Source organism: Streptomyces sp. NBC_00271 (assembly GCF_036178845.1).
Lineage (GTDB): Bacteria > Actinomycetota > Actinomycetes > Streptomycetales > Streptomycetaceae > Streptomyces.
Genome location: NZ_CP108070.1, coordinates 8149618 through 8176583, shown reverse-complemented (window position 1 = coordinate 8176583; position 26966 = coordinate 8149618). Strand labels below are relative to the sequence as shown.

At 69.7% G+C, this 26966-nt stretch carries 19 protein-coding genes and 1 pseudogene; 4 read left to right on the top strand and 16 right to left on the bottom strand.

Annotated elements, in window-relative coordinates:
* Positions 1-335: 335 nt before the first annotated feature.
* The 6 genes from OG798_RS37175 to dxr form a co-directional block, all read right to left on the bottom strand.
* Positions 336-2030, bottom strand: coding sequence for a proline--tRNA ligase (locus OG798_RS37175; protein WP_095852300.1), 1695 nt, complete (start codon positions 2028-2030; stop codon positions 336-338).
* Between the two features lie 72 nt (positions 2031-2102).
* Positions 2103-2672 carry a GNAT family N-acetyltransferase gene (locus OG798_RS37170; protein WP_095852301.1) on the bottom strand — a complete coding sequence of 190 codons (570 nt, stop codon included), beginning with the start codon at positions 2670-2672 and terminating at the stop codon, positions 2103-2105.
* 167 nt (positions 2673-2839) lie between these two features.
* Positions 2840-3688 (bottom strand): GNAT family N-acetyltransferase, encoded by an 849-nt coding sequence (locus OG798_RS37165; RefSeq protein ID WP_095852302.1) that lies wholly within the window; start codon positions 3686-3688, stop codon positions 2840-2842.
* 660 nt (positions 3689-4348) lie between these two features.
* Positions 4349-5506 (bottom strand): flavodoxin-dependent (E)-4-hydroxy-3-methylbut-2-enyl-diphosphate synthase, encoded by a 1158-nt coding sequence (gene ispG, locus OG798_RS37160; protein ID WP_095852303.1) that lies wholly within the window; start codon positions 5504-5506, stop codon positions 4349-4351.
* A gap of 174 nt (positions 5507-5680) precedes the next feature.
* The gene (locus OG798_RS37155) at positions 5681-6985 is read right to left on the bottom strand and encodes a M50 family metallopeptidase (protein ID WP_095852304.1); all 1305 of its coding nucleotides are present in this window, start codon (positions 6983-6985) and stop codon (positions 5681-5683) included.
* On the bottom strand, positions 6982-8265 hold the full coding sequence (gene dxr, locus OG798_RS37150) for a 1-deoxy-D-xylulose-5-phosphate reductoisomerase (RefSeq protein ID WP_328758370.1): 1284 nt from the start codon (positions 8263-8265) through the stop codon (positions 6982-6984). Before dxr ends, OG798_RS37155 begins: the two co-directional genes overlap by 4 nt.
* Positions 8266-8507: 242 nt before the next feature.
* Between dxr and OG798_RS37145 the strand changes: the two genes are divergently transcribed.
* Entirely contained in the window at positions 8508-8960 is a 453-nt protein-coding gene (locus OG798_RS37145; protein WP_095852306.1) for a lamin tail domain-containing protein, read from the top strand.
* 30 nt (positions 8961-8990) lie between these two features.
* Here OG798_RS37145 and secA read toward each other — a convergent pair whose 3' ends face one another.
* From secA to OG798_RS37125, 4 genes are all read right to left on the bottom strand, one after another.
* The gene (gene secA / locus OG798_RS37140; RefSeq protein ID WP_328758369.1) at positions 8991-11762 is read right to left on the bottom strand and encodes a preprotein translocase subunit SecA; all 2772 of its coding nucleotides are present in this window, start codon (positions 11760-11762) and stop codon (positions 8991-8993) included.
* 16 nt (positions 11763-11778) lie between these two features.
* Positions 11779-12264 (bottom strand): hypothetical protein, encoded by a 486-nt coding sequence (locus tag OG798_RS37135; RefSeq protein WP_328758367.1) that lies wholly within the window; start codon positions 12262-12264, stop codon positions 11779-11781.
* Between the two features lie 103 nt (positions 12265-12367).
* Positions 12368-14299: an acyl-CoA dehydrogenase family protein gene (locus tag OG798_RS37130; RefSeq protein WP_095857740.1), complete on the bottom strand. Its 1932-nt coding sequence runs from the start codon at positions 14297-14299 to the stop codon at positions 12368-12370.
* A gap of 164 nt (positions 14300-14463) precedes the next feature.
* Positions 14464-15270 carry a GH12 family glycosyl hydrolase domain-containing protein gene (locus OG798_RS37125; protein WP_121414872.1) on the bottom strand — a complete coding sequence of 269 codons (807 nt, stop codon included), beginning with the start codon at positions 15268-15270 and terminating at the stop codon, positions 14464-14466.
* Positions 15271-15622: 352 nt separating this feature from the next.
* Between OG798_RS37125 and OG798_RS37120 the strand changes: the two genes are divergently transcribed.
* The 3 genes from OG798_RS37120 (at position 15623) to OG798_RS37110 (ending at position 19466) form a co-directional block, all read left to right on the top strand.
* Entirely contained in the window at positions 15623-16636 is a 1014-nt protein-coding gene (locus OG798_RS37120) for a LacI family DNA-binding transcriptional regulator (protein ID WP_095852310.1), read from the top strand.
* Positions 16637-16808: 172 nt separating this feature from the next.
* Positions 16809-18860 carry a glycoside hydrolase family 31 protein gene (locus tag OG798_RS37115; protein ID WP_095852311.1) on the top strand — a complete coding sequence of 684 codons (2052 nt, stop codon included), beginning with the start codon at positions 16809-16811 and terminating at the stop codon, positions 18858-18860.
* 114 nt (positions 18861-18974) lie between these two features.
* Positions 18975-19466, top strand: coding sequence for a hypothetical protein (locus OG798_RS37110; RefSeq protein WP_121414874.1), 492 nt, complete (start codon positions 18975-18977; stop codon positions 19464-19466).
* A gap of 17 nt (positions 19467-19483) precedes the next feature.
* Here OG798_RS37110 and OG798_RS37105 read toward each other — a convergent pair whose 3' ends face one another.
* The 6 genes and pseudogenes from OG798_RS37105 to OG798_RS37080 all read right to left on the bottom strand — a co-directional run bounded on the left by OG798_RS37105 (position 19484) and on the right by OG798_RS37080 (position 26961).
* Complete coding sequence (locus tag OG798_RS37105; RefSeq protein ID WP_095852313.1) at positions 19484-20197, bottom strand: glycoside hydrolase family 12 protein; 714 nt, start codon at positions 20195-20197, stop codon at positions 19484-19486.
* 35 nt (positions 20198-20232) lie between these two features.
* Positions 20233-22509 (bottom strand): glycosyl hydrolase family 95 catalytic domain-containing protein, encoded by a 2277-nt coding sequence (locus tag OG798_RS37100; RefSeq protein ID WP_328758366.1) that lies wholly within the window; start codon positions 22507-22509, stop codon positions 20233-20235.
* Entirely contained in the window at positions 22506-24485 is a 1980-nt protein-coding gene (locus OG798_RS37095) for a beta-galactosidase (RefSeq protein WP_328758365.1), read from the bottom strand. The genes OG798_RS37100 and OG798_RS37095 overlap by 4 nt, the downstream gene beginning before the upstream one ends.
* Positions 24485-24772, bottom strand: a pseudogene (locus tag OG798_RS37090) (hypothetical protein); the annotation flags it as partial. The pseudogene OG798_RS37090 and the gene OG798_RS37095, both read right to left, overlap by 1 nt.
* A gap of 222 nt (positions 24773-24994) precedes the next feature.
* A complete protein-coding gene (locus tag OG798_RS37085) occupies positions 24995-25930 on the bottom strand; it encodes a carbohydrate ABC transporter permease (RefSeq protein ID WP_095852316.1) in 936 nt (311 codons plus the stop codon).
* The gene (locus tag OG798_RS37080; RefSeq protein ID WP_120985423.1) at positions 25927-26961 is read right to left on the bottom strand and encodes an ABC transporter permease; all 1035 of its coding nucleotides are present in this window, start codon (positions 26959-26961) and stop codon (positions 25927-25929) included. Before OG798_RS37080 ends, OG798_RS37085 begins: the two co-directional genes overlap by 4 nt.
* Between the last annotated feature and the right edge of the window lie 5 nt (positions 26962-26966).

The window sequence follows — 26966 nt, the reverse complement described above, 5'->3', positions numbered from 1 at the left end:
CCTCCACGCCCGCACGCAGCACACCATGGGCAGAGGCAGTGCGAGCAGTCTCGCCCTCGCCGAGCGGCAGTTTCCGGCTCACCGGTACCCCCTTCCGCCCACGATGCCGTCATCTGATGAACGGCACGCCTCACGGAAAGGTCACGCATTCGATGCTCGCACTCACATACGGTGTCGGCATCAGCCACAGGGCGTGACGCCGAGAAACAGCGAATCTCCGCGCGTACCCAATGAACTCCGCGCGTACCCAATGAACTCCGTGGGCCTGAGAGAAGTCCGTGAGGCGCCCATGCTCCGGAGGTGAACCTCTTGAGCGCCTCCCGGCTGTCGTGCGGCTACTCCGCCAGGCGGGCGATCGCCTCGTCGACGGTCAGTTCCTCGCGCTCGCCGGTACGGCGGTCCTTCAGCTCGAGGACACCCTCGGCCGAGCGACGCCCGGCCACCAGGATCTTCGGTACGCCGATGAGCTCGGCGTCCGTGAACTTCACGCCCGGGGAGACCCCGGCGCGGTCGTCCACGAGGACGCGCACGCCCGCCGCGCCGAGCTTCTCCGACACGTCGAGGGCCAGCTCGGTCTGCAGGGCCTTGCCGGCGGCGACGACGTGGACGTCGGCGGGAGCGATCTCCTTGGGCCAGCACAGCCCCTGCTCGTCGGCCGACTGCTCGGCGAGCGCCGCGACCGCGCGGGAGACACCGATGCCGTACGAGCCCATGGTCACGCGGACCGGCTTGCCCTGCTGGCCGAGGACGTCGAGCTGGAAGGTGTCGGCGTACTTGCGGCCGAGCTGGAAGATGTGGCCGATCTCGATGGCGCGGTCCAGCTTGAGGCCGGTGCCGCACTTGGGGCACGGGTCGCCCTCTTCCACCACGACGACGTCCAGGTAGTCGTCGACCTCGAAGTCGCGGCCGGCGACGACGTTCTTCGCGTGCGTGTTGACCTTGTTGGCGCCGGTGATCCAGGCGGTGCCGGGGGCCACCCGCGGGTCGGCGATGTAGCGGACCTTCTCCAGGCCCTGCGGGCCGACGTAGCCGCGGACGAGGTCGCCGCGGCCCTCGAAGTCCTCGGCGGTGACGAGTTCGACGACGGCGGGGGCGAGGTGCTCGCCCAGCTTGCCGAGGTCGACCTCGCGGTTGCCGGGGACGCCTACGGCGACGATCTCGCCGTCGACCTTGACCAGGAGGTTCTTGAGGGTGGCGGAGGCGGGGACGCCGAGGTGCTCGGCGAGCGTCTCGATGGTGGGGGTGTCGGGGGTGTCCAGCTCCTCGACCGGGCCGACGCCGGAACCGTCCACCGGCTTCAGGGCGAAGGTGACGGCCTCCGTGTTGGCCGCGTAGTCGCAGGACGGGCAGTCCACGAAGGTGTCCTCACCGGCCGCGGCGGGGGCGAGGAACTCCTCCGACGCCGAGCCGCCCATGGCACCCGAGACGGCCGACACGATGCGGTAGTCCAGGCCCAGGCGGGCGAAGATCTTCTGGTAGGCGGCGCGGTGCAGCGCGTACGACTCCGCGAGGCCCTCGTCCGTCGTGTCGAAGGAGTACGAGTCCTTCATCTGGAACTCGCGGCCGCGCAGCACTCCGGAGCGCGGGCGGGCCTCGTCGCGGTACTTCGTCTGGATCTGGTACAGCATGACCGGCAGGTCCTTGTAGGACGCGACCTGGTCCTTCACGACGAGCGTGAAGATCTCCTCGTGGGTCGGGCCGAGCAGGTACTCGCCGCCCTTGCGGTCCTTCAGGCGGAAGAGGAGGTCGCCGTACTCCTCCCAGCGGGCCGAGGCCTCGTAGGGCTCCTTGGGCAGCAGGGCCGGCAGGAGGACCTCCTGCGCCCCGATGGCGTCCATCTCCTCGCGTACGACGCGGGAGATGTTGTCGAGGACCTTCTTGCCGAGCGGCAGCCAGGTCCAGATGCCGGCGGAGTTGCGGCGCACGTAGCCGGCACGGACGAGCAGCTTGTGGCTGAGCGTCTCGGCGTCCGCCGGGTCGTCACGCAGTGTCTTGACCATCAAACGGGACATGCGCTGGACCTGGGCCATGGTTCTCGACTCCTGCTGCGTAAGGGTGATGGCTAGGAGGTTAGCCGGGCGGCCCATCCCGGTGGAAATCGGTTAGTGCCTGCGGAGGGGCAGCGGGGCGCCCATGACGGCGTACGGCTTGGGTGCGCTGGGGAAGAGAACCTGCCGAGCGAGGTCCTCGTACCCGAGCGAGTGGTAGAGGCCGCGGGCCGGGCTGTCGGTGTCGATGGCGGAGAGGATCGAGCGGGGTTCGGTGGCGCTGTCCGTGATGCCGGTGATCAGGGACCTGCCCACGCCGTGGTTCTGGTAGTGCGGGTGGACGTGCAGTTCGGTGATCACGAAGGAGTGGTCGAGCCAGGCGTCGCGTCCCTGGGTGCGCAGATACGGTTCCACGACGGTGGACCACCAGTGGGTGCGGTCGTTGGGCATGCCGTAGACGAAGCCGACGAGCCGTCCGTCGGCCGTCGTCGCGCCGAGTGCGCGGGCTCCCGGGTAGGTGAGGTGACGCAGCACGATCTGCCGGCGTACGGCGATCTCGTCGGCGCCGAGCCCGAAGGCCAGGGCCTGCACGGCGAGCGCCTCGTCGACGCGCGCCGCGAGATCCAGCGGGCCGACGACCACGTCGTCGGGGTTGCGGGGGCCCTGACCGGGAAAGCGCAGCATGCCGGGGAGACTACCGGGGCGCTTCGCCGGATTGCGCCGGGACTACGGGAGGTTGTGTCGGGTGCGGCCGGGTCGGGGGCCGATCGGGAGTCGACCTGAGGCCGGTCCGGCGCCGGTCGGGAGTCGGTCCGAAGCCGGTCGAGGAGTTCCCCGGGCCCCTGCGAGCGCTAGAACAGCACGCTCATGAACGCGCCGATCTCCTGGAAGCCGACACGGTGGTACGTCGCCCGGGCCGGGGTGTTGAAGTCGTTGACGTAGAGACTGACGAGCGGGGCGATGTCGGCGAGGGCGTAGCGCATGACGGCCGCCATGCCCGGGGCGGCCAGCCCCTGTCCCCGGTACTCGGGGGCGACCCACACCCCCTGGACCTGGCAGGCCTGCCGGGTGGCGGCGCCGATCTCGGCCTTGAAGACGACCTTGCCGTTCTGGTCGAGACGGGCGAACGAACGGCCGGTGCCGACGAGTTCGGCCACCCGCGCCTGGTAGAGCAGGCCGCCGTCACCGGCGAGCGGTGAGACGCCCACCTCCTCGGTGAACATCGCCACGCACGCCGGCATGATCGTTTCCATCTCGTCCTTGCGGATGCGGCGGACGTACGGATCCGGGGCGATGTCGGCGGGGAGGCGGTCGGTGACCATCAGGGGCTGGTGGGCGCGGACCTCGCGGGCCGGGCCCCAGCTGGGTTCGAGCAGCCGCCACAGCTGGGCGGTGGCCTCGACGGGGCCGACGATCGAGGAGCAGCGGCGGCCGGCCCTTCGCGCCCGGTCCGCGAAGCCGCGGACGGCACGGGGGGTGGCGCAGATCGGAACCAGGTTGGCGCCCGCGTAGCAGAGGGACCGCAGCATGCCGTCCTCGTACCAGCCCCACATCTCGCCGCCGAGCCGCCAGGGGTCGAGGCCCGCGACCTGTACCCGGGACGCGACGAATGCGTTCGCGACCGGGTCGCGGTCGAGGACGGCGAGCGCGGCGTCCAGGTCACTCGGTTCGAGGACCCTGGTGGTGGTCTGGGTCAACACGTGCGGGGGCCTCACCATACGGTCTGCTGATCTCCGCACTGTACCTGGCGAGGTTGTGGCTCGCCGCCCCTTGTGCCGGCCTGGGCATCGGCCGCGGGCCGGTGGGAACGGTGCGCGCAGTCCCCCGCGCCCCTCGTGCGGGGCTGCGCCCCTGGAACCCCGCCCGCCCCAAGTTGCTTGTCTGCGGGTGCGTGGGGGCTGGTCGCGCGGTTCCCCGCGCCCCTAAGGCGGGGCTGCGCCCCGGATACGACGACGGCCCGGGATCGCTTGTCTGCGGGTGCGTGAGGGCTGGTCGCGCAGTTCCCCGCGCCCCTAAGGCGGGGCTGCGCCCCGGATACGACGACGGCCCGGGATCGCTTGTCTGCGGGTGCGTGAGGGCTGGGCGCGCAGTTCCCCGCGCCCCTAAAAGCCCCGGGTCGCCCGGCGTTCGAGAGCGGGGCCCGCCCGCCATTCGTCCCGGCCCGCACCATTCAGCCCGTCCGGCGTTTGAGGACGAGGCCGTTCAGGCCGATGCGGGGGTCCAGGGGGCGCAGCGCCCCTGGCGGGGGTGAGGGGGCGGAGCCCCTGGGGATGATGGGGGTCCCCCCTGCTCGAGCGAAGCCGAGAGCTTGGGGGAGGGTAGGGGCGGCGGGGGCGGGACACGGTGGTCTCGCCCGTGGGTCAGCCCGCCACCGATACCGAAGGCTCGCCGGAGGCGATGCCGTCGGCCTCCATCTGCTCGGCGAGCTTCATCGCTTCCTCGATGAGCGTCTCGACGATCTTCGACTCGGGGACCGTCTTGATGACCTCGCCCTTGACGAAGATCTGCCCCTTGCCGTTGCCGGAGGCGACGCCGAGGTCGGCCTCGCGGGCCTCGCCCGGACCGTTCACGACGCAGCCCATGACGGCGACGCGGAGGGGGACCTCCATGCCGGTGAGCCCGGCGGTGACCTCTTCCGCCAGCTTGTACACGTCGACCTGGGCACGCCCGCAGGACGGGCAGGAGACGATCTCCAGGCCCCGCTGCTTGAGGTTCAGCGACTCCAGGATCTGGAGACCGACCTTGACCTCCTCGGCGGGCGGCGCCGACAGGGACACCCGGATCGTGTCGCCGATGCCCTCGGAGAGCAGCGCTCCGAACGCCACCGCCGACTTGATCGTGCCCTGGAAGGCGGGGCCCGCCTCCGTCACCCCGAGGTGCAGGGGGTAGTCGCACGCCGCCGCCAGCTGGCGGTATGCGTTGACCATGACCACCGGGTCGTTGTGCTTGACCGAGATCTTGATGTCCCGGAAGTCGTGCTCCTCGAAGAGGGACGCCTCCCAGAGGGCGGACTCGACGAGCGCCTCGGGGGTCGCCTTGCCGTACTTCTGGAGGAGCCGCTTGTCGAGCGAGCCCGCGTTGACGCCGATCCGGATCGGGGTGCCGGTGTCCTTCGCGGCCCGCGCGATCTCCTTGACCTGGTCGTCGAACTGCTTGATGTTGCCGGGGTTCACACGGACGGCCGCGCAGCCCGCGTTGATCGCCGCGAAGACGTACTTCGGCTGGAAGTGGATGTCCGCGATGACCGGGATCTGGGACTTGCGGGCGATCGTGGCGAGCGCGTCGGCGTCGTCCTGGGTCGGGCAGGCCACCCGCACGATCTGGCAACCGGAGGCCGTCAGCTCGGCGATCTGCTGCAGCGTGGCGCCGATGTCCGACGTACGCGTGGTCGTCATCGACTGCACCGAGACGGGTGCGTCTCCACCCACGGCCACGGTTCCGACCTGGATCTGCCGGCTCTTCCGACGCTCGGCGAGCTTGGTCGGAACGGACGGCATGCCGAGAGAAATCGCAGTCATCTGCTGTGCAACCCCAAGTTGTGGATCAAGGTCCCGGAATCGTGGGCTCCAGGCTCCGAGATTACGGCACCGGCGCACGCCCGAGCACATCACGCCCCTAAACCCACCCAACGGATGGCGGCCGGGCACCCACGGTGCCCGGCCGCCACGAACGGTGTCCTGCCAAGAGACCGTCTAGGAGATTTTCACCGGGTTAACAACGTCCGCGATGAGGACGAGGATCGTGAAGCAGACGAAGATTCCGGCCACCACATAGGCCACCGGCATCAGCTTCGCCACGTCGAACGGGCCCGGGTCCGGCCGCCTGAGCACCTTCGCCGCGTTCCGCCGCAGTGACTCCCACAACGCGCCCGCGATGTGACCGCCGTCGAGCGGGAGCAGCGGGAGCATGTTGAACAGGAACAGGGAGAGGTTGAAGCCCGCGACCAGCAGCAGCATCATCGCGACCTGCTGCGATGCCGGGATGTCGAGGGTGAAGACATCACCGCCGATACGGGCCGCGCCGACCACGCCCATCGGGGAGTCCGCCTTGCGCGGACCGTCGCCGAAGGCCGCGTTCCACAGGTCGGGGATCTTGGCGGGCAGCGAGACGAGCGACTCGACGCCGTTCTGCATCATGTCGCCCATGCGGTTCACGGACTGGCCGAACGACTGCTGGACGATGCCGGAGGCGGGCGTGAAGCCGAGGAAGCCGGCGTACACGTACTTGCCCTCGACATAGCCGCCGTTGCCGTCGGTCTTGCTGACCTGGTTCTTGATCAGGTGAGCGGTCAGGTCGACCTTCTGACCCTTGCGCTCGACGGTGAGCGTGACGTCCTTGCCGGGGTTGGAGCGGATGTCGGACTGCAGCGCCGCCCAGTCGTCGATCGCCTTGCCGTTGAACGCGACGATCTTGTCGCCGCCCTTGAGCCCGGCGGCCTTGGCGGGCGCGGCCTGGTCGCCGGCCGCGCACTTCGACCGGTTGTCGCTCTGCTGGATGACGCAGTCCGAGACCTTGCCGACCGTGGTGGTCTGGGTCTGCACCCCGAAGGTCATCATCACGCCGAGGAAGATCGCGACGGCCAGGACGAGGTTCATGAACGGGCCCGCGAACATCACGATCACGCGCTTCCACGGCTTGCGCGTGTAGAAGAGGCGGGTCTCGTCGCCGGGCTGGAGCTCCTCGAAGGCGGCCGATCTGGCGTCCTCGATCATGCCCCGGAAGGGGGAGGTGGAGCGCGCCTCGATACGGCCGTCCGGGCCGGGCGGGAACATCCCGATCATGCGGATGTAGCCGCCGAGCGGAACCGCCTTCACCCCGTACTCGGTGTCGCCCTTCTTCCGTGACCAGATGGTCGGCCCGAAGCCGACCATGTACTGCGGCACCCGGATGCCGAAGAGCTTGGCCGTCGACAGATGTCCCAGCTCGTGCCAGGCGATCGAGATGAGCAGGCCGACCGCGAAGACGACTATGCCGAGGATCATCATCAGGGTCGTCATGCACGAGCCTCCGCGGTTGTCGTCTGTGCCATTGGTGCTGTCCGTGCCGTCTGTGCGGTCAGTTCACGGGCCCGGGCGCGCGCCCAGGTCTCCGCTTCGAGGACGTCCGCAACGGTCAGGGAAGTTCCCGTTCCGGGTGTGCCGTGTTCCTCGACCACCTGGGTGACAGTCTCCATGATCCCGTTGAACGGCAGGGCGCCGTTCAGGAACGCGTCCACGCACTCCTCGTTGGCGGCATTGAACACCGCCGGGGCCGTACCCGCGAGCTGCCCCACGTGCCGGGCGAGCCCGACGGAGGGGAACGCGTGGTTGTCGAGCGGGAAGAACTCCCAGCTCGACGCCTTGGTCCAGTCGAAGGCGGGCGCCGCGTCCGGGACGCGTTCGGGCCAGCCGAGACCGATGGCGATCGGTCCCCGCATGTCGGGGGGCGTCGCCTGGGCCAGTGTCGATCCGTCTGTGTACTCAACCATCGAGTGGACATACGACTGCGGGTGCACGACCACCTCAATGCGATCGAAGGGAATGTCGTAGAGGAGGTGCGCCTCGATGACTTCCAGCCCCTTGTTGACCAAGGTCGCGGAGTTGATGGTGATCACCGGGCCCATGGCCCAGGTGGGGTGCGCGAGCGCCTCGGCGGGAGTGACGTGCGCCAGCTCCGCCTTCGTACGCCCCCGGAAGGGTCCGCCCGAGGCGGTCACGACCAGCTTGCGCACATCGGCGCGCGTGCCGGCCGCCAGTGCCTGGAAGAGCGCCGCGTGCTCGGAGTCGACCGGGATGATCTGGCCGGGCTTGGCCAGCGCCTTCACCAGCGGGCCGCCGACGATGAGCGATTCCTTGTTGGCGAGCGCGAGGGTGCGGCCCGCTTCCAGGGCGGCGAGGGTGGGGGCGAGGCCGATGGAACCGGTGATGCCGTTGAGAACGGTGTGGCAGTCGGAGGCGGCGAGCTGGGTGGCGGCGTCCGCGCCGGCCAGGATCTCGGGAAGGGTCTCACCGGATGCGTACTCGGCCGTGAGCGCCTCCCGCAGCGCCGGTACGACGTCCTCGCGCGCGACCGCGACCGTGCGTACGCGCAGCCGGTGGGCCTGCTCCGCGAGCAGTCCGACCCGGCCGCCGGCGGCGGACAGCGCGGTGACCCGGAACCGGTCGGGGTTGCGCAGCACGAGGTCGATGGCCTGGGTGCCGATCGAGCCGGTGGAGCCGAGGATCACGACGTCCCGGACTCCGCCCACGGGGTCGAAGACGAGATGCGGATCAGCGAGGGGGGCTGGACTGTCGCTCATCCCCCCATTGTGGCCGCTGCGCGACCCGCGCAGGACAGGGCTCCCCACTTCTCCTCCCTTCTCCTCTCTTCTGGCCCCGTTGGCACGCCGATCTGGCCCCGTTAGCACCCCGACGTGCCGGAGGAGGCGAAATCACCCTTTGTGAAACCAGCGTGAAGATCATGTGATAGCACTTCATGCACGTCGTCACTCTCACTGGCCGGTGGACGACCGGCCGGGGGGCGACACCCTGGGGGGTTCTCATGCGGATACGCGCTGCCCTGCCCGCGCTCGCGGGCGCCGTGGCACTGACGGGCACGTTCCTTCTCAGCACTCCGGCGCAGGCGGCCGGCGGTGTGAGCATCTACCACGTCTGGTTCGACAGCCCCGGTTCGGACAACCGCTCCAACGCGAGCCTCAACGCCGAGTGGGTGCAGATCAAGAACACCAGTTCGACGGCGATCTCGCTCAAGGGCTGGATCCTGAAGGACGTCTCGAACCACAGGTACACCTTCCCGAACGTGAAGATCGGGGCGCACAAGACCATGAAGGTGCACACGGGCAGCGGGAGGGACACCGCGGGGGACAAGTACCAGAACCGCCGCGCGTACGTCTGGAACAACACCAGCGACACCGCCACGCTCACCAAGGCGAACGGCGGCAAGGTCGACGCGTGCTCGTGGACGACGCGGGACCCCAGCGACAAGTACTGCTAGCCCCTGCCACCGCTGTCGGCCGCCGCGTCCTCACCGCTTGCGGCGGCGCCGCGCCTTGGACCCGCCGGGGCGCGCGCCGCCGCGTGAGGGCGCGGCGGCCGGCGCGGGGGCGTCCGCGGGCGCGTCGGCGTCCGCCGGGGCGAAGCCGCCCTCGACCACGCCCTCCGCCGTGTCCATGGTGGGGGCCGTGAAGTGCAGGTCCTCGACCCGGTCGCGGCGTTCGAGGGTCCCGGGCGCACCACTGGAGGCGTCCAGGTTGAAGACGTAGCCGACGGACTCCTCCTTGATGGCGTCGGTCATCGCGCCGTACATGTCGAAGCCCTCACGCTCGTACTCGACGATGGGTTCCCGGCCGAGCGTCCAGCGCAGACCGATGCCGTCGCGGAGGTAGTCCATCTCGTAGAGGTGCTCGCGCCATTTGCGGTCGAGGACGTTGAGGACGACCAGGCGTTCGAGGTCGCGCAGGGCCTCGGCGCCGAGGTCGGCCTCACGGTCCTCGTAGCGGTCGTGGATGTCCCGGGTCACGGCCTCGACCAGGTCCTCGGCGGTGAGGTTCGCACGGTCGCCGGCCGCCTCCTCCAGGCCCTCGATCGTGACCCGTACCGGATAGAGCTGTTTGAAGGCGCCCCAAAGCCGTTCCAGGTCCCATTCCTCGGGGAAGCCCTCGCCGGTCTCCTGTTCGATGTACGCCCGCACGGTGTCGTCCATGAAGTGCAGGAGCTGTTCGCGCAGGTCCTCCCCCGCCAGGACGCGGCGGCGCTCGGCGTAGATGAGGGTGCGCTGCCGGTTGAGCACCTCGTCGAACTTCAGGACGTCCTTGCGGGACTCGAAGTGCTGCTGCTCGACCTGGGCCTGGGCGGAGGCGATGGCGCGGGTGACCATCTTGTTCTCGATGGGGATGTCGTCGGGGACGTTCGCCATGGCCATCACGCGGTCCACGACCTGGGCGCGGAACAGGCGCATCAGGTCGTCCTCCAGGGAGAGGTAGAAGCGGGAGGCGCCGTTGTCGCCCTGGCGCCCCGAGCGGCCGCGCAGCTGGTTGTCGATACGGCGGGACTCGTGGCGCTCGGTGCCCAGCACATAGAGCCCGCCGAGCTCCTTGACCTCCTCGTACGCCGCCCCGACCGCGGCGGTGACGCGCTCGCGCACCTCGCGGCAGGCGTCGGGGTGCTCCTCCTCGGTGAGTTCGCTCTTCTCCAGCTCGGCGGCTATGAGGGACTCGGGATTGCCGCCGAGCATGATGTCGGTGCCGCGGCCCGCCATGTTGGTGGCGACGGTGACGGCGCCCTTGCGGCCCGCCTGGGCCACGATCTGGGCCTCGCGCTGGTGGTTCTTGGCGTTGAGCACCTCGTGCCGGATACCGCGCTTCCTGAGCAGCGCGGAGAGCAGCTCGGACTTCTCCACCGACGTGGTGCCGACGAGGATCGGCTGCCCCTGGGCGTGCCGCTCGGCGATGTCCTCCACGATCGCGGCGTACTTGGCGTCCACGGTGCGATAGATCTGGTCGGGGTCGTCAGCGCGCTTCGGGGGCCGGTTGGTCGGGATCGGCACGACCTGGAGCTGATAGATCTGGTGGAACTCGGCCGCCTCCGTCATCGCCGTGCCGGTCATGCCGGCGAGCTTCTCGTAGAGGCGGAAGAAGTTCTGCAGGGTGATCGTGGCGAGGGTCTGGTTCTCGTCCTTGATCGTCACCCCTTCCTTCGCCTCGATCGCCTGGTGCAGCCCCTCGTTGTAGCGGCGCCCCGCGAGGATGCGGCCGGTGTGCTCGTCGACGATCAGCACCTCGCCGTCCACGACCACGTAGTCCTTGTCCCTCTTGAAGTGCTCCTTGGCCTTCAGGGCGTTGTTGAGGTGCCCGATGAGGGAGGTGTGGTCGGACTCGTACAGGCTCTCGATGCCGAGCTGGTCCTGGAGGTACTCGACGCCCCGGTCCAGGATCGCGACGGTGCGTTTCTTGGGGTCGTACTCGTAGTCGTGCGTGGCCCGCAGCGCCGCCAGTTCCTCCTTCTCGGCCGGCCGGGTGAAGAGTTCCTCCTGGACGCGGACGCCCTTCATCCGTCGTACGAGCCCCGCGAACGCCTCGTACCACTGGGTGGGCTGGTCGGCGGGACCGGAGATGATCAGCGGGGTGCGGGCCTCGTCGATGAGGATGGAGTCGGCCTCGTCGACGATCGCGAAGTGGTGGCCGCGCTGGACGAGTTCGTCCCTCGACCAGGCCATGTTGTCGCGCAGATAGTCGAAGCCGAACTCGGTGTTGGTGCCGTAGGTGATGTCGCAGGCGTACTGGGCGCGGCGTACGGCGGGCGTCGACTCGGACTTGATGACACCGACGGTCAGGCCCAGGAAGCGGTAGGCGCGGCCCATCCACTCGGCGTCGCGCTCGGCGAGGTAGTCGTTGACCGTGACGAGGTGGACTCCCTTGCCTGCCAGGGCGTTCAGATAGACGGGCAGGGTGGCGACGAGGGTCTTGCCCTCCCCCGTCTGCATCTCCGCGATGTTGCCGAGGTGCAGCGCCGCGCCGCCCATCACCTGGACGTCGAAGTGACGCATGCCCAGGGTCCGCCGGGTCGCCTCGCGCATCGTGGCGAAGGCCTCCGGCAGCAGGTCGTCCAGGCTCTCGCCGTCGGCGTGGCGCTGTCGGAACTCCGGGGTGAGGGACTGGAGTTCCTCGTCGGACAAGGCCCTGAACTCCTCGTCCAGGGAGTTGACCTGATCGACGACGCGCTGGAGCCTGCGCAGCACCCGGCCCTCACCGGCCCGCATGATCCTGCCGGTGATGACGTCCAGACCTTTGCCCGGCATAGGAATTCCCCCAGAACTAAACGGCGTCCGCGAGCAGCCGAATCCAGTGATTGGCTCGTTGCAGAATGTGGACGCCCTGCTGATTCGCTTTGATCACTTCACGCAGGACGGGATCGTCGACCACGTCGAGCGCGCTCTTGAAAAGTTGCTGGATGACGGGCCGTTCGCCCGGCCGTCCGGCGTCCAGCAGACCGTCGACGTCACGGAGGTCGATGCGCCGGATCCGTACGGTGTCGAAGGAGGGCACCGGCGGGCGCGGCTCCGTGTCGACCAGGGCGAGCGCGCAGTCGTTGAGGAGAACCGCGAGGGCGTCGCGGTGCGCCTCGAAGGTCTCGGGCGCGACGTCGCGCAGCTTCTGCGCCAGCGGCCGCACTTCCTTGCGGACGGTCCGCAGGGCCCGTACGAGATCCGGTTCGTCGAGCTGAAGCCGGGCCTCGGCGCGGGCGCGCGTCAGCTGCGCGGAAAGGCCGTGACCGTGTTCTTCCCCGATTCCTTGGCGCATCTGTCGTCCCCGTTCGCCATTCTCCTCATTGTCGACGCACATATTCGGTGCGGCAAGCGGCGGAATGGCGAACCGGGACGGCAGTGAATTCCTGGGGAAAAGGTCAGCGAATGGGGCGGTGGACGTTTTCCTTCCGGCTCGGGCCGGGCGTCGCGTCGGCGATCCAGGGGCCCTCACCGGACGGGTCGATCACGCCCTGCTCCAGCCATTCGTACGTGCCCGCCAGTACGCCCTTGACGACCTTGCGGTCGAGGTCGTCGGTGTTGCTCCACAGACGGCCGAAGAGTTCGTCGACGCGGATGCGGGACTGGCGGCAGAAGGCGTCGGCGAGCTGGTAGGCCTGGCGGCCGTGCTGCCCGGTGAGACGCAGGTGTTCGGCGCGCACACAGGCCGCGCTCATCGCGAAGAGCTCGGCGCCGATGTCGACGATCCGGCCCAGGAAGCCCTGCTTGGTCTCCATCCGGCCCTGCCAGCGGGACATGGCGTAGAAGGTGGAGCGGGCGAGCTTGCGGGCGCTGCGCTCGACGTAGCGCAGATGCGGGGAGAGATCCACGTGCCGGTTGAACTCACCGTACGAGCGCGGGAGCTGCCCCGGGCCCGCGACCAGTTTGGGCAGCCACTTGGCGTAGAAGACACCCGCGTTCGCGCCTGCCTTCGCCTTGTCCGAGAGGGACTTGTCGGGGTCGATGAGGTCACCGGCCACGGAGAGGTGGGCATCCACGGCCTCACGGGCGATCAGCAGGTGCATGATCTCCGTCGAGCCCTCGAAGATGCGGTTGATGCGCAGGTCGCGCAGGATCTGCTCGGCGGGCACCGCCCGCTCGCCGCGCGCCGCCAGCGACTCGGCGGTCTCGAAGCCGCGGCCACCGCGGATCTGGACCAGTTCGTCGGCCATCAGGCAGCCCATCTCGGAGCCGTACAGCTTGGCGAGGGCCGCCTCGATGCGGATGTCGTTGCGGTTCTCGTCGGCCATCTGGGAGGACAGGTCGACGACGGCTTCGAGGGCGAAGGTGGTGGCCGCGATGAAGGAGATCTTGGAGCCGACGGCCTCGTGGAGGGCGACCGGCTTGCCCCACTGCTCGCGGGCCGCCGACCACTCGCGGGCGATCTTCAGACACCACTTGCCCGCGCCGACGCACATGGCGGGCAGCGAGAGACGGCCGGTGTTGAGCGTGGTGAGGGCGATCTTCAGGCCCGCGCCCTCCGGGCCGATCCGGTTCGCCGCGGGGACCCGGACCTGGTGGAAACGGGTGACGCCGTTCTCCAGGCCGCGCAGCCCCATGAAGGCGTTGCGGTTCTCGACGGTGATGCCCTCGGAGCCGGCCTCCACCACGAACGCCGTGATGCCGCCCTTGTGACCCTCGGACTTCGGGACGCGCGCCATGACGACGAGCAGATCGGCGACGACTCCGTTGGTCGTCCAGAGCTTCACCCCGTCGAGGACGTAGTCGTCGCCGTCCGGGACGGCGCTCGTGGCGAGCCGCGCCGGGTCGGAGCCGACGTCCGGCTCGGTGAGGAGGAAGGCCGAGATGTCGGTGCGGGCACAGCGCGGCAGGAAGACGTCCTTCTGCTCCTGGGTGCCGAAGAGCTTCAGCGGCTGCGGTACGCCGATCGACTGGTGCGCCGACAGCAGGGCGCCGATCGCCGGGCTCGCGGAGCCGACGAGGGCGAGCGCCTTGTTGTAGTACACCTGGGTGAGGCCGAGGCCTCCGTACTTGGTGTCGATCTTCATGCCGAGGGCGCCGATGTCCTTGAGGCCGTCGATGACCTCGTCGGGGATCTGTGCCTCGCGCTCGATACGGGCCGAGTCGATCTTCGTCTCGCAGAAGTCGCGCAGCTTGGCGAGGAACTCCTCGCCGCGCTGTACGTCGTCCTCGGCGGGCATGGGATGCGGGTGGATCAGGTCGAGGCGGAAGCGACCGAGGAACAGTTCCTTGGCGAAGCTGGGCTTGCGCCAGTCCTGTTCGCGGGCCGCCTCCGCGACCTGTCGTGCCTCACGTTCAGTGACGGTGGGCTGGTGGGGTGTTGCGGACATGAGGCTCACCTCGCCGCGCATAGGGATCTTGGGGACCTTCGTTACTGATCGGTGCTACTCGATCGTATTTACCCGAATACGGGTGACCCCACCAGTCCTCGCGCGCGTTCGCGTGAACGCGTACCCCATAGGTTTGAGCCGACGCCGGCCGATGCCGACGGATCTCAGCCGATGTCGACGGAGTACGCCTTGGTGTCCAGCCGTCCCGAACCCCGGAAGACCTCGCTGCCCGACTCGATGCCGGAGAGGTACTTGTCGTTGCCGAGCAGCTTGCGGCGGACCAGGGCCTGGGTGAAGTCGTCGAGGTCGAGTGAGACCTTGGTGGTGTTGGTGCGGCGGACGAAGGAGTACACCTTCCAGCCGATGTCGCCCTGGTAGATGTCCCACATGGCGCCGTCGAGGCTCACACTGCCGTACTTGGTACCGAGGGGGCCCGCACCGCCCTGCCGGTTGAGCCAGACCATGATTTCGTCGGTGGGCTGGTCCTGCCAGTCCGCGTTGTTCTTGGCGTGCAGCCACAGGTCGTACGCGACGTTCATGGTGCCGGGGTCGGAGCTGACCGAGAACTCCCAGCCGGTTCTGACCGGCTTGCGGTCTCCGACCCGGACGGGCAGTTCCGTGGCCGCCTTGTCGGTCTTCCAGCCCCAGTGCCAGCCGAGCACGGTGCTGGCGTACGACTTGACGCTGTTCTCCTTGCCGGCCTTGCTGGTCCAGGAGTAGTTCGTGCCCCAGCCGATGGTGTCGCCGGAGCGCGAGGTGTCCCAGACGCACTGGGTGCCTGTCCCGTCGTCCTGCCCCCAGAGGTTGTTGTTGACGTAGTACTTGCCCATCGTGACGGTGTCGAAGGCGCCGCACTTCTTGCCGGCCTCGCCCGCCTGGGCGACGGTGACGCCCGCGGCGGCCGCGAGCGCCACCGTTCCAGCGAGCATCGTCTTCGCCTTCTTGGACAGGCGCGGTCGGCGGTGTTGCATCGGGGGGTCCTTCCGGAAAACGGTCTGCGTACGCCTTCTCAGTGACCACCGGCCCTCAAAAGGTTGCCGCCGCGTGCAAAAGGTTGCCGCCGCGTGGCGAAGTCCGGCGCGGGAAACGTACCGGCGCACGACACTGGAAACACGCCCGAGAAACCTGCCCGAGCACGGCACCGCGAGTATGGCGTCGCGCGGCACGACAACGACTCCCGACCCGCACCGCAAGAATCCTGTCGAAGCGCTTCGACAACCTATGGACACCCACCACCCGTCGAGCTACTGTCGAGCCACCCTCACACGCCCTTATCCGCAATGCGCACTGTCGAAGCGCTTCACACAATGCTTGGAGAGCTGGATGGTCACCCTCGCCGAGGTCGCCCAGCACGCCGGAGTCTCGGCGAGCACGGTGAGCTATGTCCTCAGCGGCAAGCGGTCCATCTCCGCGGGCACCCGGCAGCGGGTCGAGCGGAGCATCCAGGAGCTCGGATACCACCCGAACGCGGGCGCCCGGGCCCTGGCGAGCAGCCGGTCCAACATCATCGCGCTGATGGTTCCGCTCCGTACCGACATGTACGTACCCGTGATGATGGAGATCGCCATCGCGGTGGCGACCCACGCCCGCACGCACGGCTACGACGTGCTCCTGCTCACCGGCGAGGAGGGTCCCGACGCCGTGCGCCGCGTCACCGGCAGCGGGCTCGCCGACGCGATGATCCTGATGGACGTGGAGCTCGACGACGAACGACTCCCGCTGCTGCGCCAGACGGACCAGCCCTGCGTACTGATCGGCCTGCCCGCCGACACCTCCGGCCTGACCTGCGTCGATCTCGACTTCGGCGCGACGGGCGCACTGTGCGCCGAGCACCTCGCGCTGCTGGGCCACCGTGACATCGCTGTCATCGGCGAGGCTCCCGCGGTCTACGAGCGGCACACCGGCTTCGCCGAGCGCACCCTCGACGGACTCCGTTCCCGTTCGCGGGAGTTGGGTCTGCGCGTGCTGCACCGCCCCTGCGAGGGCGGGTACGACGCGATGGCCCTGACCCTCGCCCGGATCCTCGACGAGCGCCCGGGCACCACGGGCTTCGTCGTGCAGAACGAGTCCGCGGTCGAACCGCTGCTCGCGCTGCTGCGCCAGCAGGGCCGGGCCGTCCCCGAGGACGTGTCGGTGATCGCGATCTGCCCGGACCAGGTCGCGACACAGGCCTCGGTGCGACTGACCTCGGTCGCCATCCCGGCGCAGGAGATGGGCCGACTCGCCGTGGAGCATCTGATCGCCAAGTTGGAAGGGCACGGCAAGGACGAAGTCGTGCTCATCGCACCCGAGTTGACGGTACGGGCGAGCACGGGACCGGCGCCGACCGCCGCCTGACCGGGGCCCGGCCACGCCACTCCCCGTCCCACCCTGCACCGCACCGCACCGCATCACACCGCACCGCATCACACCGCACTGCCCCAGCCCCAGCGTCGTGCCGTCCTCGCCGGGCACCCCCATGTCTGCATGTCTGCATTCCTCATGTCTGCATTCCTTCAGGAGCGCCCCCGTGAATCAGCCTGCCGAAAACCAGACCCAGTCAGGCGCAGTCAGCCTCGCGCAGTCCTCCCCGACCGTCGGCACGTTCCGCGAGCGGGACGGCGCGCTGGAGTGGAGCGGCCGTCAGGAGACCGTCCGCATCGAGCCCTGGGGCCCGGACGCGGTCCGGGTCCGCGCGCGCCTGGGCGGCCCGGTCCTCGAAGGCCTCCCCGGCGCGCTCCTCGACGAGCCGCAGGTGACCGAGAGCACCGTCAAGATCCAGGACGGCGAGGGCCGGTTGACGGTCGGCGCGCTGACCGTCGAGGTCGACGCCGAGGGGCAGGTCCGCTTCCTCCGCACGGAAGACGGCACGGAACTCCTCGCCGAGGAGCGCGCCCACTTCTGGTGGCCCGGCCCGCGCCTGTACACCCCGATCGGCAACGGCCACCACCGCCTGGAGCAGCGCTTCGCCGCGTACGAGGGCGAGAAGCTGTACGGCCTCGGCCAGCACCAGCACGGGCTGTTCGACCAGAAGGGCGCGGTCCTGGACCTGATCCAGCGCAACGCCGAGGTCACCGTCCCGGTGCTCACCTCCAGCCGCGGCTACACCTTCCTGTGGAACTCCCCCGCGATCGGCCGGGTCGAGCTCGCGGGCAACGGCACTCGCTGGGTCGCCGACTCGGCCCGCCAGCTCGACTACTGGATCACCGCGGGCACCCCGGCCGACGCCCAGCGCCGCTACAGCGCCGCCACCGGCCGTACGCCGATGCTGCCCGAGTGGGCGGCCGGCTTCTGGCAGTGCAAGCTGCGCTACCGCACGCAGGACGAACTCCTCGACGTGGCACGGGAGTACAAGCGCCGGGGCCTGTCCCTGTCCGCCATCGTCTGCGACTTCTTCCACTGGACCCACCTGGGCGACTGGAAGTTCGACCCGGCGGAGTGGCCGGACCCGGCGGCGATGCAGCGCGAGCTCGCCGAACTCGGGGTCAAGCTGGTCGTGTCCGTGTGGCCATCGGTCTCCCCGCTGTCCGAGAACCATCCGCTCATGGAGCAGCGCGGCTACTTCATCGGAACCCAGTACGGCCCGATGGCCCACGCCGACTGGCCCGACAAGGAGGTCGCCTCCACCGTCCAGGTGGCGTTCTACGACGCGACGAACCCCGAGGCCCGTGACTTCCTGTGGTCGCGCGTGAAGGACAACTACCTCGATCCGTACGGCATTTCGGCCTTCTGGCTGGACGCCTGCGAGCCGGAGCTGAAGCCGGGCTTCCAGGAGAACCTGCGCTATCACGCGGGTCCGGGTCTTGAGGTCGGCAACCTCTACCCCCGCGAGAACGCCCGCACCTTCTACGAGGGCATGCTCGCGGCGGGCGAGACCGAGGTCGTCACCCTCAACCGCTCGGCGTGGGCGGGCAGTCAGCGCTACGGCGCCGCCCTGTGGTCCGGCGACATCGGCACCGACTTCGCGACCCTGCGCCGCCAGATCGTCGCGGGCCTCAACACCGCGCTCTCCGGCATCCCCTGGTGGAACACCGACATCGGCGGCTTCCACGGCGGCGACCCCGACGACCCGGCGTACCGCGAGGTGATGGTCCGCTGGTTCCAGTTCGGCGCGCTCTCCCCGCTGATGCGCCTGCACGGCTTCCGCGACCCCGGTATGCCGCTGGGCCCCGACATGACCGGCGGCCCGAACGAGGTCTGGTCGTACGGCGAGGAGGCCGGCGCGATCCTGGAGAAGTACCTGCGGCTGCGCGAGCGTCTGAAGCCCTATGTGCTGGACGTCATGCGGGAGGCCCACGAGGAGGGGCTGCCGGTGATGCGCCCGCTGTTCCTCGAGTTCCCCGAGGACCACGCGGCCTGGTCGGTCGACGACTCCTACCTCTTCGGCTCCGACCTCCTGGTCGCGCCGGTGCTCACGGCGGGCGCGACGGTGCGTACGGCGTACCTTCCGGCGGGCGCCCGGTGGACCGACGCGTGGACCGGTGAGACGTACGAGGGCGGCACCGCCGTCACCGTCGACGCCCCGCTGGACCGCATCCCGCTGTTCCTGCGGGACGGGGCGCGGCTGCCGGTGGCGGAGTAGCCACGGGCGGTGGGGGAGGCCGGGCCGGCCTCCCCCACCGCCTGTGACGACACTGTTGCCGGAACTGTGGGCTCCATCACAGCCGAGGCGTCCTTGGGCTGCTGGAGTCACCGGATGGTGTACCTGCTCCTGCTACTCGTCCCGGGGGGACTGGTCGCGGCCTTCGCCTTCGTCGGGTACGGCTTCGGCACCCTCGGCCGGATCGGCCTGCGACAGGCCGACCGCATGGTGTGGCTGCGCGCCGTCGCCGCCCTCATGGGCGCCGCCACGGCCGTCCTGTACGTGTGGGGCCTGGTCCATCTGGTCGGCGCGGTCATGGACGTGAGGGAGAACGGCGCCGACTCGGCACTGCTGCGGCCCTGTCGTACACCGGGCTGGGAGGAGCGGGCGCAGGACCCTGGCAGCGCCGACTACACGGTGCGCTACCTGCCCATCCGGTTCGTCTGTGAGACGGAGGACGGTGACAGCCGTGTCACCGACGCCGTTCCCGACTACCTGAACCCCAGCGTGCTGGGGTTCGCGCTGGTCGGCGCCGGGTGCGCCGGTGCCGCACGGCTCGTGTCGCGACGGCCCGGCCCCCGCCCGATGCGGGAACCGAGCCGCTGATACCCCTGGGGCATCGGTCAACTACTGCTGACCGAGAGGCTGTTGGTCGCGAAGTCCAGGCCGCCGGACGAGGACGTGATCTCGAAGCCGAACTGGAGGTCGCCGATGGTCACGTTGCCGAACCAGCCCTTGGTGTCCTTGATCCACTTGAGGATCGGCAGGACGTCGACGGTGCCGGAGCTGGAGTTCGAGGTGCGCACGAAGGAGAAGACGTCGTTGGATCCGTTGTTGCCCTTGTAGACGGTCCAGGTGTGGCCGCCGAGGGTGAGGGTGCCCTGCGAGGTGCCGAGCGGACCGACGGCTCCGGTCTTGTTCACCCAGAGCATGACCTCGTACTTGTAGCCGGTGTCCCAGATGTCGTACGACGTGTTGTACGCGCCGGACGACGGGACCGTGACGTTGTAGCCGCTGGTGAGCGAGCCGAGCGAGGTGATCGACTTGTTGATCACCTTCTTGGCGTTCGGGTACGACTTGATACCGCCGGTGTTGGGGTGGTTGGCCCACACTCCCCAGTTGGTGCCGGAGTTGGCCCAGATGCACTGGCTGCCCGCGCCGGAGCCCCAGATGTTGTTGTAGAGCGTGTACCCGTTGAGGCTGGTGTTCCCGTACTGCTCGCAGGAGCTCCAGACGGCCGCCTGGGCGGGAGCGGAGGCGAGGCCGACGGTGGCGCCGAGCGCGAGCGCGGGGGCCAGCAGGGCCTTGGCCGCCCTGCCGAGTGTCCGTGTTGCCATGGTGTCCCTTCCATGGGTGGGGGGAACTGCGGGTGCTACTGCGGCCCCAGGGTGAGGACGCAGTCTTCGCCGGCGCTCAGGGAGAGCGGTCGCGCGCCGGCCGAAGTCCTGAGATCGATCCGCGTGCTGCGGGTGGGGCGGATGACGGCCGTGCGCTCCTCCGGGCTCCAGGTCAGGTCGACCTCGGCGCCGAACCGGGTGCGGATGCCGTGGAGCCGGCCGCTCGGGTACGCCGTGGGGAGCGCGGGAAAGAGGACCAGCCGGTCGGGCGTGGAGTGGACGAGCATCTCGATGAGCACGGCGGGGAGCGTGTGGGCGGCGTCCGCGTTGTAGACGTGCCGGTTCGGGTAGTGGCCGCTCATCAGGGAGACATGGAAGAAGTCCCCGGCCAAGACCTTGTCGAGGGCCCCCGCCACCCGCTGGGCGTCCCGTAGCCGGGCCGCCACCAGGGCGTGGTGGAGGTGGCCGTGCGCGGAGTCGTTCTCGGCGCCGCGCAGGGCGAGGGCGCGGTGGGCCGCCGCGGCGAGCTCGGGGGTGTCATACGGGTTGATCTCGTCGAGCGGCCAGACGCCGTAGAGGTGGCTGAGGTGCCGGTGGTCGTAGGTGTCGTCGAGGCCGGGCCGGGCCCACTCGGCGAGTGCCCCGTCGGCGTTGACGCGGTGCGGCGGCAGCCGGTCGGCGAGCGCGCGCCAGCGCTCGGCGTCGGGTCCGGGGTGGTGGTCGGCGGCCGTGCGGAGGGCGTGGCGCGCCGCGGAGAGGTCCATGGCGGCGTTGAGGGTGATCCAGCGCGCATGGGCGGGCCGGTTCTCCGGCGAGTACGACGGCACGATCACGACGTGGCCGTTCTCGTCGGTCCGGGTGAGGAAGTCCTCGTAGAACTGCGCCACTTCGGCGAGCGCGGCGGCCAGGCGCGGGTCGCGTGCGCCGCGCGTCTCGTCGTGGTCCACGAGGGGTTTCAGCAGCCAGTCGGCGCCCGCGGTCCACACGTGCAGCGGGTACTCGCGGCTGAGGTGGTAGATGTGCCCTGACTCGCCGTCGGTGTGCGCGGGGGCGACGACGCCCCGGGTGCCGAAGATCGCCCGGGCGTTGTCACGCCAGTGCGGCAACTGGCCGTGGATCAGGGCGGCATGAGCCTCGGACACCTCCGGGAGCGCCGCCGCGGCGGCCGACGCCGTCTGGAGATTGACGTTGGCGTCGGTGGTGAAGGCCCCCGACCAGGCGGTGTCCCAGTCACCGGTCCACAGCCCGGTCAGCCGTGGCGGCAGCATCCCGGCGGCGGACAGCAGGTGGTATCGACCGGCCGCGAAGAGCCGTTCGAGCAGAGCGGGGCTCTTCGGTCGGCGGACCAACTCCGATCCCGGGAGCGCCCGTTCGGCCGGCTCGGCGCCCAGCTCCAGGCCCGCCCGCAGGTAGGCGGGGCGGTGCAGGGCGGTGTGCCGGGCGAGGAGACGGCCGTACGCGTCGTACGCGTCGCCCCCGGGCAGCAGAGCGCGCAGCTCACGGGCCTCGGCGCGCGTGTCCCACTCCCCCTCGTGCCGCCGTACCCGCGTGAGCAGCAGCACCGAACGCGCGCCCTCGACCCGTATCCCGGGCGACGCGGTGAGCGTCCGGCCCCCGGTGACCACGGCGAGCGTCACGCCGGTGTACGCCCGCTCGCTGCCCGGATAGCGGGCCCGCACGGTGAGGAGAGCGCCCTCGGCGGTGAGGGCGGACCAGTGACCCACCGTCACATCGGAGGGCACGCCCGGCAGTCGGTGGTCGAGCGTCACGTCGACGGTGAGGTCGGCCTCCGTCACGTGCTGGACGATGACGTCGTCCGCGCGCGACACGAAGACCTCGCTGCGCCGGCCCCCGCACTCGGCGCGGACGACACCGGTGGTGAAGTCGACCTCGCGCCGGTAGGCGCGCGGCTCCCGTGGCGCCCGGCGCAGCCGCACCTGGAAGGCCGGGTGGAAGGGCTGCACCCACAGCAGCGGCCGCCCGTCGGTGAAGTCCTCCCCGGCGTCGACGTCACCGGCCAGCAATCGGTCCTGGACGCTCTTCAGCCGTTCGGCCAGCTCGGGCGGCCGGGCGTGTTCACTGCCGTTCGGGCGGACCAGGGAGTGGTGGTTGACGATGACCCGGTCGTCGTTCGGATCACCGAATACCATGACGCCGTGTCGGCCGTTCCCGCTCAGGAAGGCGTCCTCCCAGCGGGCGGCGGGGGCGGGCTCCCAGGTGCCGTGGACGGGAGCGTGGGTGAAGCCGTGGACAGGATCGTCCGTGGGGCGGTTGCCGGGCCTGTCCGCGGAGCCGCCCGCGGGCTCGCTCATGGCGCTGCCTCCAGTACGACGACCCCGTACCGCCCCAGCTCCACGGCATCGACGACGTCCTCGCCGGTCAGCAGGTCGCGGTGGCGTCCCGGCACCGGCACGGTCACCGTGTCCCGCCCGTGGTGGAGCAGGAACAGCAGTTCGCCCCGGCGTACCGCCTCCACGTCCGCCGGGAGGTGGTCGAGTGGCGGCCGTACGCCCGCGTCCTCGGCGATCCCGGCGAGCAGCGGCCACAGCGCCTCGGGCTCGGGGAGGGTGGACAGATACCAGGCCCGGCCCTTGCGCAGTACGGCCGGAAAACCGTCCAGCTCGCCACCCTTGTACGGGACGACCACGTAGGTGTCGTTCGCGGCCTCGATCTCCTCGGACCACAGCGTGCCGCGGAAGCCCTCGGCCTCGACCTTCTCGTCGGCGTCCAGCGGCCACCACTCGTGCAGGGTGCGGATGCCGAAGAGCGCGCGCAGCCGCTCGTCCATGCCGCCGGGCCGCACCCGGTCGTCCTGGTCGGCGACGCCGGTCAGGAAGCCGGAGACGAGGGTGCCACCGCCGCGTACATACCCGACGAGGTTGTCGATCGCCCGGTCCGTCAGCAGGTACAGCTGCGGGACGACGACCAGCTTGTACGCGGACAGGTCGTGCTCGGGGTGGGCGAAGGAGGCGGTGATGTCGGCCTCCCACAGGGCGCGGTGCCAGGCGCGCACGACGCTCTGGTGGTCGACCTCGCAGGACAGCCGTCCGTCCTGCTGACTCGCCCACCAGGCGTTCCAGTCCAGCAGTACGGCGACGTCGGCGCCGACGACCCGGGTGTTCGCCACTTTCCCGCTCAGCAGGGCGAGTTCGGCCCCGATCCGCTTGACCTCCTGGAAGGTGCGGCCACGCTCCCCCGCGTGGCTGACCATCCCGGAGTGGAACTTCTCGGCGCCCTGCCGGGACTGCCGCCACTGGAAGTAGCAGATGGCGTCCGCGCCGCGGGCGACGGCCTGGAGGGACCAGAGCCGGTTGAGTCCGCGGGGCTTCGGATGGTTCACGCCGCGCCAGTTCACGGGCCCCGCCGCCTGCTCCATGACCGTCCAGGGCCCGCCGCGGGCCTGCGAGCGGGTCAGGTCGTGGATGAGCGCGCCGTACTGGGCGCCGAGCGGGTCGCGCGGGTCCGGATAGATGTCGACGGAGACGATGTCTTCCCGCTCGGCCCACGCCCAGCCGTCCTGGCCCTGCCAGAACGGCATGAAGTTGGTGGTCACGGGGATGCGCGGGGTGTGCCGGGCGACGATGTCGCGTTCGGCGAGATAGCACTCCAGGAGGGCGTCGGAGGTGAAGCGCTTGAAGTCGAGGACCTGGGTGGGGTTGTTCATGTAGTGGGCGTGGCGCGGCGGGAGAATGCCTTCCCAGTCGTCGTAGCCCTGGCTCCAGAAGGCCGTGCCCCAGGCGGTGTTGAGGGCGTCGAGCGTGCCGTACCTGTCCTGGAGCCAGCGCCGGAAGGCGGCCGCCGCCTCGTCGCCCCAGTCGTAGGTGCAGTACTCGTTGTTGATGTGCCACATCGTGAGGGCGGGATGGCCGCCGTAGCGGGCGGCGAGGTCCTCGGTGATGGCGGCGGCGTGGCTCCGGTAGACGGCGCTGGAGTGGGCGAAGTGCTGGCGGCCGCCCCACCACTCGACACGGCCGTCCGCGTCGCGGGGCAGGGTCTCCGGGTGGAGCCGGCCCATCCAGGGCGGGGGCGAGGAGGTGGGGGTGGCGAGGACGACTCCGATGCCGTTCACGTGCAGCAGGTCCATGAGCCGGTCGAGCCAGCCGAACTCCCGGGCGCCGGGCGTCGGTTCGAGCTTGGCCCAGGAGAAGACACCGACGGTGACGGAGTTGACGCCGGCCTCCTTCATGAGCCGTACGTCCTCCTGCCAGAGCTCCTCCGGCCACTGCTCGGGGTTGTAGTCGCCGCCGAAGAGGATGCGGCCGCGGGTGGCGTCACTGAGCTGAGGCATCAGACCTGCTCCCCGTACTGGATGCCGCGCCCGTTGGTGGCGAGGTACACGCGGCCGTACACGCGCGGATCACCGGCGATGGACTGCCCGGTCCAACCCCACTGATGCCGATCGTCGTTGATCCGCACCCAGGTCCTCGCCTCGTCGTCGGAGCGGTAGACGGCGGTGATGGTCTCGGTCGAACCGACCTGATAGATCGCGGGGTAGCCGGCACCGTCGGACCCCTCGGACCCCTCGGCCCCCTCGGCCGCCTCGGCCGCCTTGCCGAAACCGAGGGTGAGCGCGGCGGCGGCCGCAGTCCCGGCGAGAACGGCCCGGCGGCTCAGTCGGGACGCATGCATGACATACCTCGTTCTACGGAGAGACGGTCAGGGGAGTTACCTGAGGGGCGCGGGGCTGTATCGAGGCGCGGGGCTGTATCGATATACGGCTCCGCCGCGTGGGCGCGACCGGCCACGAACAACCCGCAGCCACCGAACGACCGAAGCGCCCTCTTCGGCAGGCGCCGGTCAGCCCTTCACCGCGCCCGTCAGCATGCCCTTCTTGAAATGCCGCTGCACGAACGGCGACAACACCGCCACCGGCAGCAACGCCATCACCATGACGGCCATCTGCACCGCCAGGCCGGACAGTTGACCGGTCTTGATGGCCTGGCCGAGGCCCACCGGGGCCTCCTGCTTCTGCACGAGCTGGATCATGACGTTCTGCAGCGGCATCATGTCCTGGTCGTTGAGGTAGAGCGAGGCGTTGAACCAGGCGCTCCAGTACCCGACGGCGTAGAACAGCGTGATCACCGCGAGGACCGCGCGGGAGAGCGGCATGACGATCTGCCACAGAATGCGGACGTCACCGGCGCCGTCGATGCGGGCGCTGTCGATGAGTTCCTGCGAGATGCCCATGAAGAAGCCGCGCAGCACCAGGATGTTGAAGACGCTGATCGCGCTCGGGAGAATCAGTGCGAGATAGCTGTCGGTCAGGCCCAGCGACTGCACCAGCAGATAGGTCGGGATGAGACCGGCGCTGAAGAACATGGTCGCCAGCAGCGCCAGCAGGATCCAGCGGTGGCCGAGCGAGCCGATGCGCGAGAGGCCGTAGGCGCACAGGACGGACACCGCCATGGAGAACAGCGTGCCGACGAGGGTGATCAGGATGCTGATGACCGAGGCGCGGGTCACCTGGCCGCCGCTGAGGAGTTCCTTGTAGGCGACGAAGGTGATGCCCTTGGGCACCATCACCAGGCCGCCGGCCTCGTCGATGGTCTTACGTGAGGAGAGGCTGGTGACGATGACGATCCACAGCGGGAAGAAGATCCCCAGACAGGCGAGGGTCAGCACGAGTCCCTTGCCCGCGAGGCCGGCCTTGCTGGGCTCCTCCTCCCACGTCGGCCGGGGCGGCGCGGCCCATCGGCCGGGGCCGCGCACGGGTTTGTCGATGACGGCGGTCACTTCTTGTACACCCCCTGCTCGCCCATGAGATGGGCCACCTTGTTCGCGGCGAGGACCAGGCCGAGGCTGACCACGCCCTTGATCAGTCCGGCGGCCGCCGCGTAGCCGAAGTCCTGGTTGCGAACGCCGTTCCACCAGACGAAGGTGTCGAGGACCTCCGCCGCTCCTGGTCCGACGGCGTCGCGCTGGAGCAGGATCTGTTCGAAGCCGACGGTGAGGGCGTCACCGACGCGGAGCACCAACAGCAGGGCGATCACCGGGCGCAGCGCGGGCAGCGTGATGTGCCACATGCGGCGCCAGCGACCCGCGCCGTCCATCGCGGCGGCCTCGTACAGGTCCGGGCTGACCGAGGACAGCGCGGCGAGGAAGACGATGATCCCCCAGCCGGCGTCCTTCCACACGCTCTGCGCGGTGATCAGGAACTTGAAGGTGTTGGGGTCGGTCATGATGTCGAGACCCTCGTACCCATGCTGCCGCAGCAGCTGCGAGAGGATTCCGGCGCCGCCGAAGAGCTGCTGGAAGACGGCGATGACCAGCACCCAGGAGAAGAAGTGCGGCAGGTAGAGGATCGCTTGCGAGAGCGCCCGGACCCTGGGCCTGACCACGCTGTTGATGAGCAGCGCGAGCCCGATCGGGATCGGGAAGTACAGGACGAGCTGGAGGAAGAACAGCACGAGGGTGTTCTGCACGGCATCCCAGAACGCCGAGTCCTCGAACACCCGTTGGAAGTTCTCGATGCCCACCCAGGGGCTGTGCAGCATGGAGACGATGCCGTTGTCGCTGATGTACGGGTCGTAGTCCTGGAAGGCGACGATGTTGCCGAGGATCGGCACATAGTTGAAGAGCAGGACCAGTAGGACCGCCGGCAGCGTCATCAGGAGCAGGACGCGGTCGCGTCTGAACCTGAGCCGCAGGCTCACTCTCCCGGAGGGACGTTTCTCCCGGGAGCCGGTGGCGCCGCCGGACGCCACCGGGGTCTTCTCTGTCATGTCGGCCTCGGTCCCGCTCCGAGGCACCGTGCTGTGGGACACGGCCA

Excerpts from the sequence above, each read along its gene's own strand:
- OG798_RS37145 (WP_095852306.1), top strand. The coding sequence starts at position 8,508 with ATGCGGATACGCGCTGCCCTGCCCGCGCTCGCGGGCGCCGTGGCACTG.
- OG798_RS37105 (WP_095852313.1), bottom strand. The coding sequence starts at position 20,197 with ATGGCAACACGGACACTCGGCAGGGCGGCCAAGGCCCTGCTGGCCCCC.
- OG798_RS37130 (WP_095857740.1), bottom strand. The coding sequence starts at position 14,299 with ATGTCCGCAACACCCCACCAGCCCACCGTCACTGAACGTGAGGCACGA.
- OG798_RS37110 (WP_121414874.1), top strand. The coding sequence starts at position 18,975 with ATGGTGTACCTGCTCCTGCTACTCGTCCCGGGGGGACTGGTCGCGGCC.
- OG798_RS37175 (WP_095852300.1), bottom strand. The coding sequence starts at position 2,030 with ATGGCCCAGGTCCAGCGCATGTCCCGTTTGATGGTCAAGACACTGCGT.
- OG798_RS37120 (WP_095852310.1), top strand. The coding sequence starts at position 15,623 with ATGGTCACCCTCGCCGAGGTCGCCCAGCACGCCGGAGTCTCGGCGAGC.
- OG798_RS37135 (WP_328758367.1), bottom strand. The coding sequence starts at position 12,264 with ATGCGCCAAGGAATCGGGGAAGAACACGGTCACGGCCTTTCCGCGCAG.
- OG798_RS37170 (WP_095852301.1), bottom strand. The coding sequence starts at position 2,672 with ATGCTGCGCTTTCCCGGTCAGGGCCCCCGCAACCCCGACGACGTGGTC.
- OG798_RS37125 (WP_121414872.1), bottom strand. The coding sequence starts at position 15,270 with ATGCAACACCGCCGACCGCGCCTGTCCAAGAAGGCGAAGACGATGCTC.
- secA (WP_328758369.1), bottom strand. The coding sequence starts at position 11,762 with ATGCCGGGCAAAGGTCTGGACGTCATCACCGGCAGGATCATGCGGGCC.
- OG798_RS37100 (WP_328758366.1), bottom strand. The coding sequence starts at position 22,509 with ATGAGCGAGCCCGCGGGCGGCTCCGCGGACAGGCCCGGCAACCGCCCC.
- dxr (WP_328758370.1), bottom strand. The coding sequence starts at position 8,265 with ATGAGCGACAGTCCAGCCCCCCTCGCTGATCCGCATCTCGTCTTCGAC.
- OG798_RS37155 (WP_095852304.1), bottom strand. The coding sequence starts at position 6,985 with ATGACGACCCTGATGATGATCCTCGGCATAGTCGTCTTCGCGGTCGGC.
- OG798_RS37095 (WP_328758365.1), bottom strand. The coding sequence starts at position 24,485 with ATGCCTCAGCTCAGTGACGCCACCCGCGGCCGCATCCTCTTCGGCGGC.
- ispG (WP_095852303.1), bottom strand. The coding sequence starts at position 5,506 with ATGACTGCGATTTCTCTCGGCATGCCGTCCGTTCCGACCAAGCTCGCC.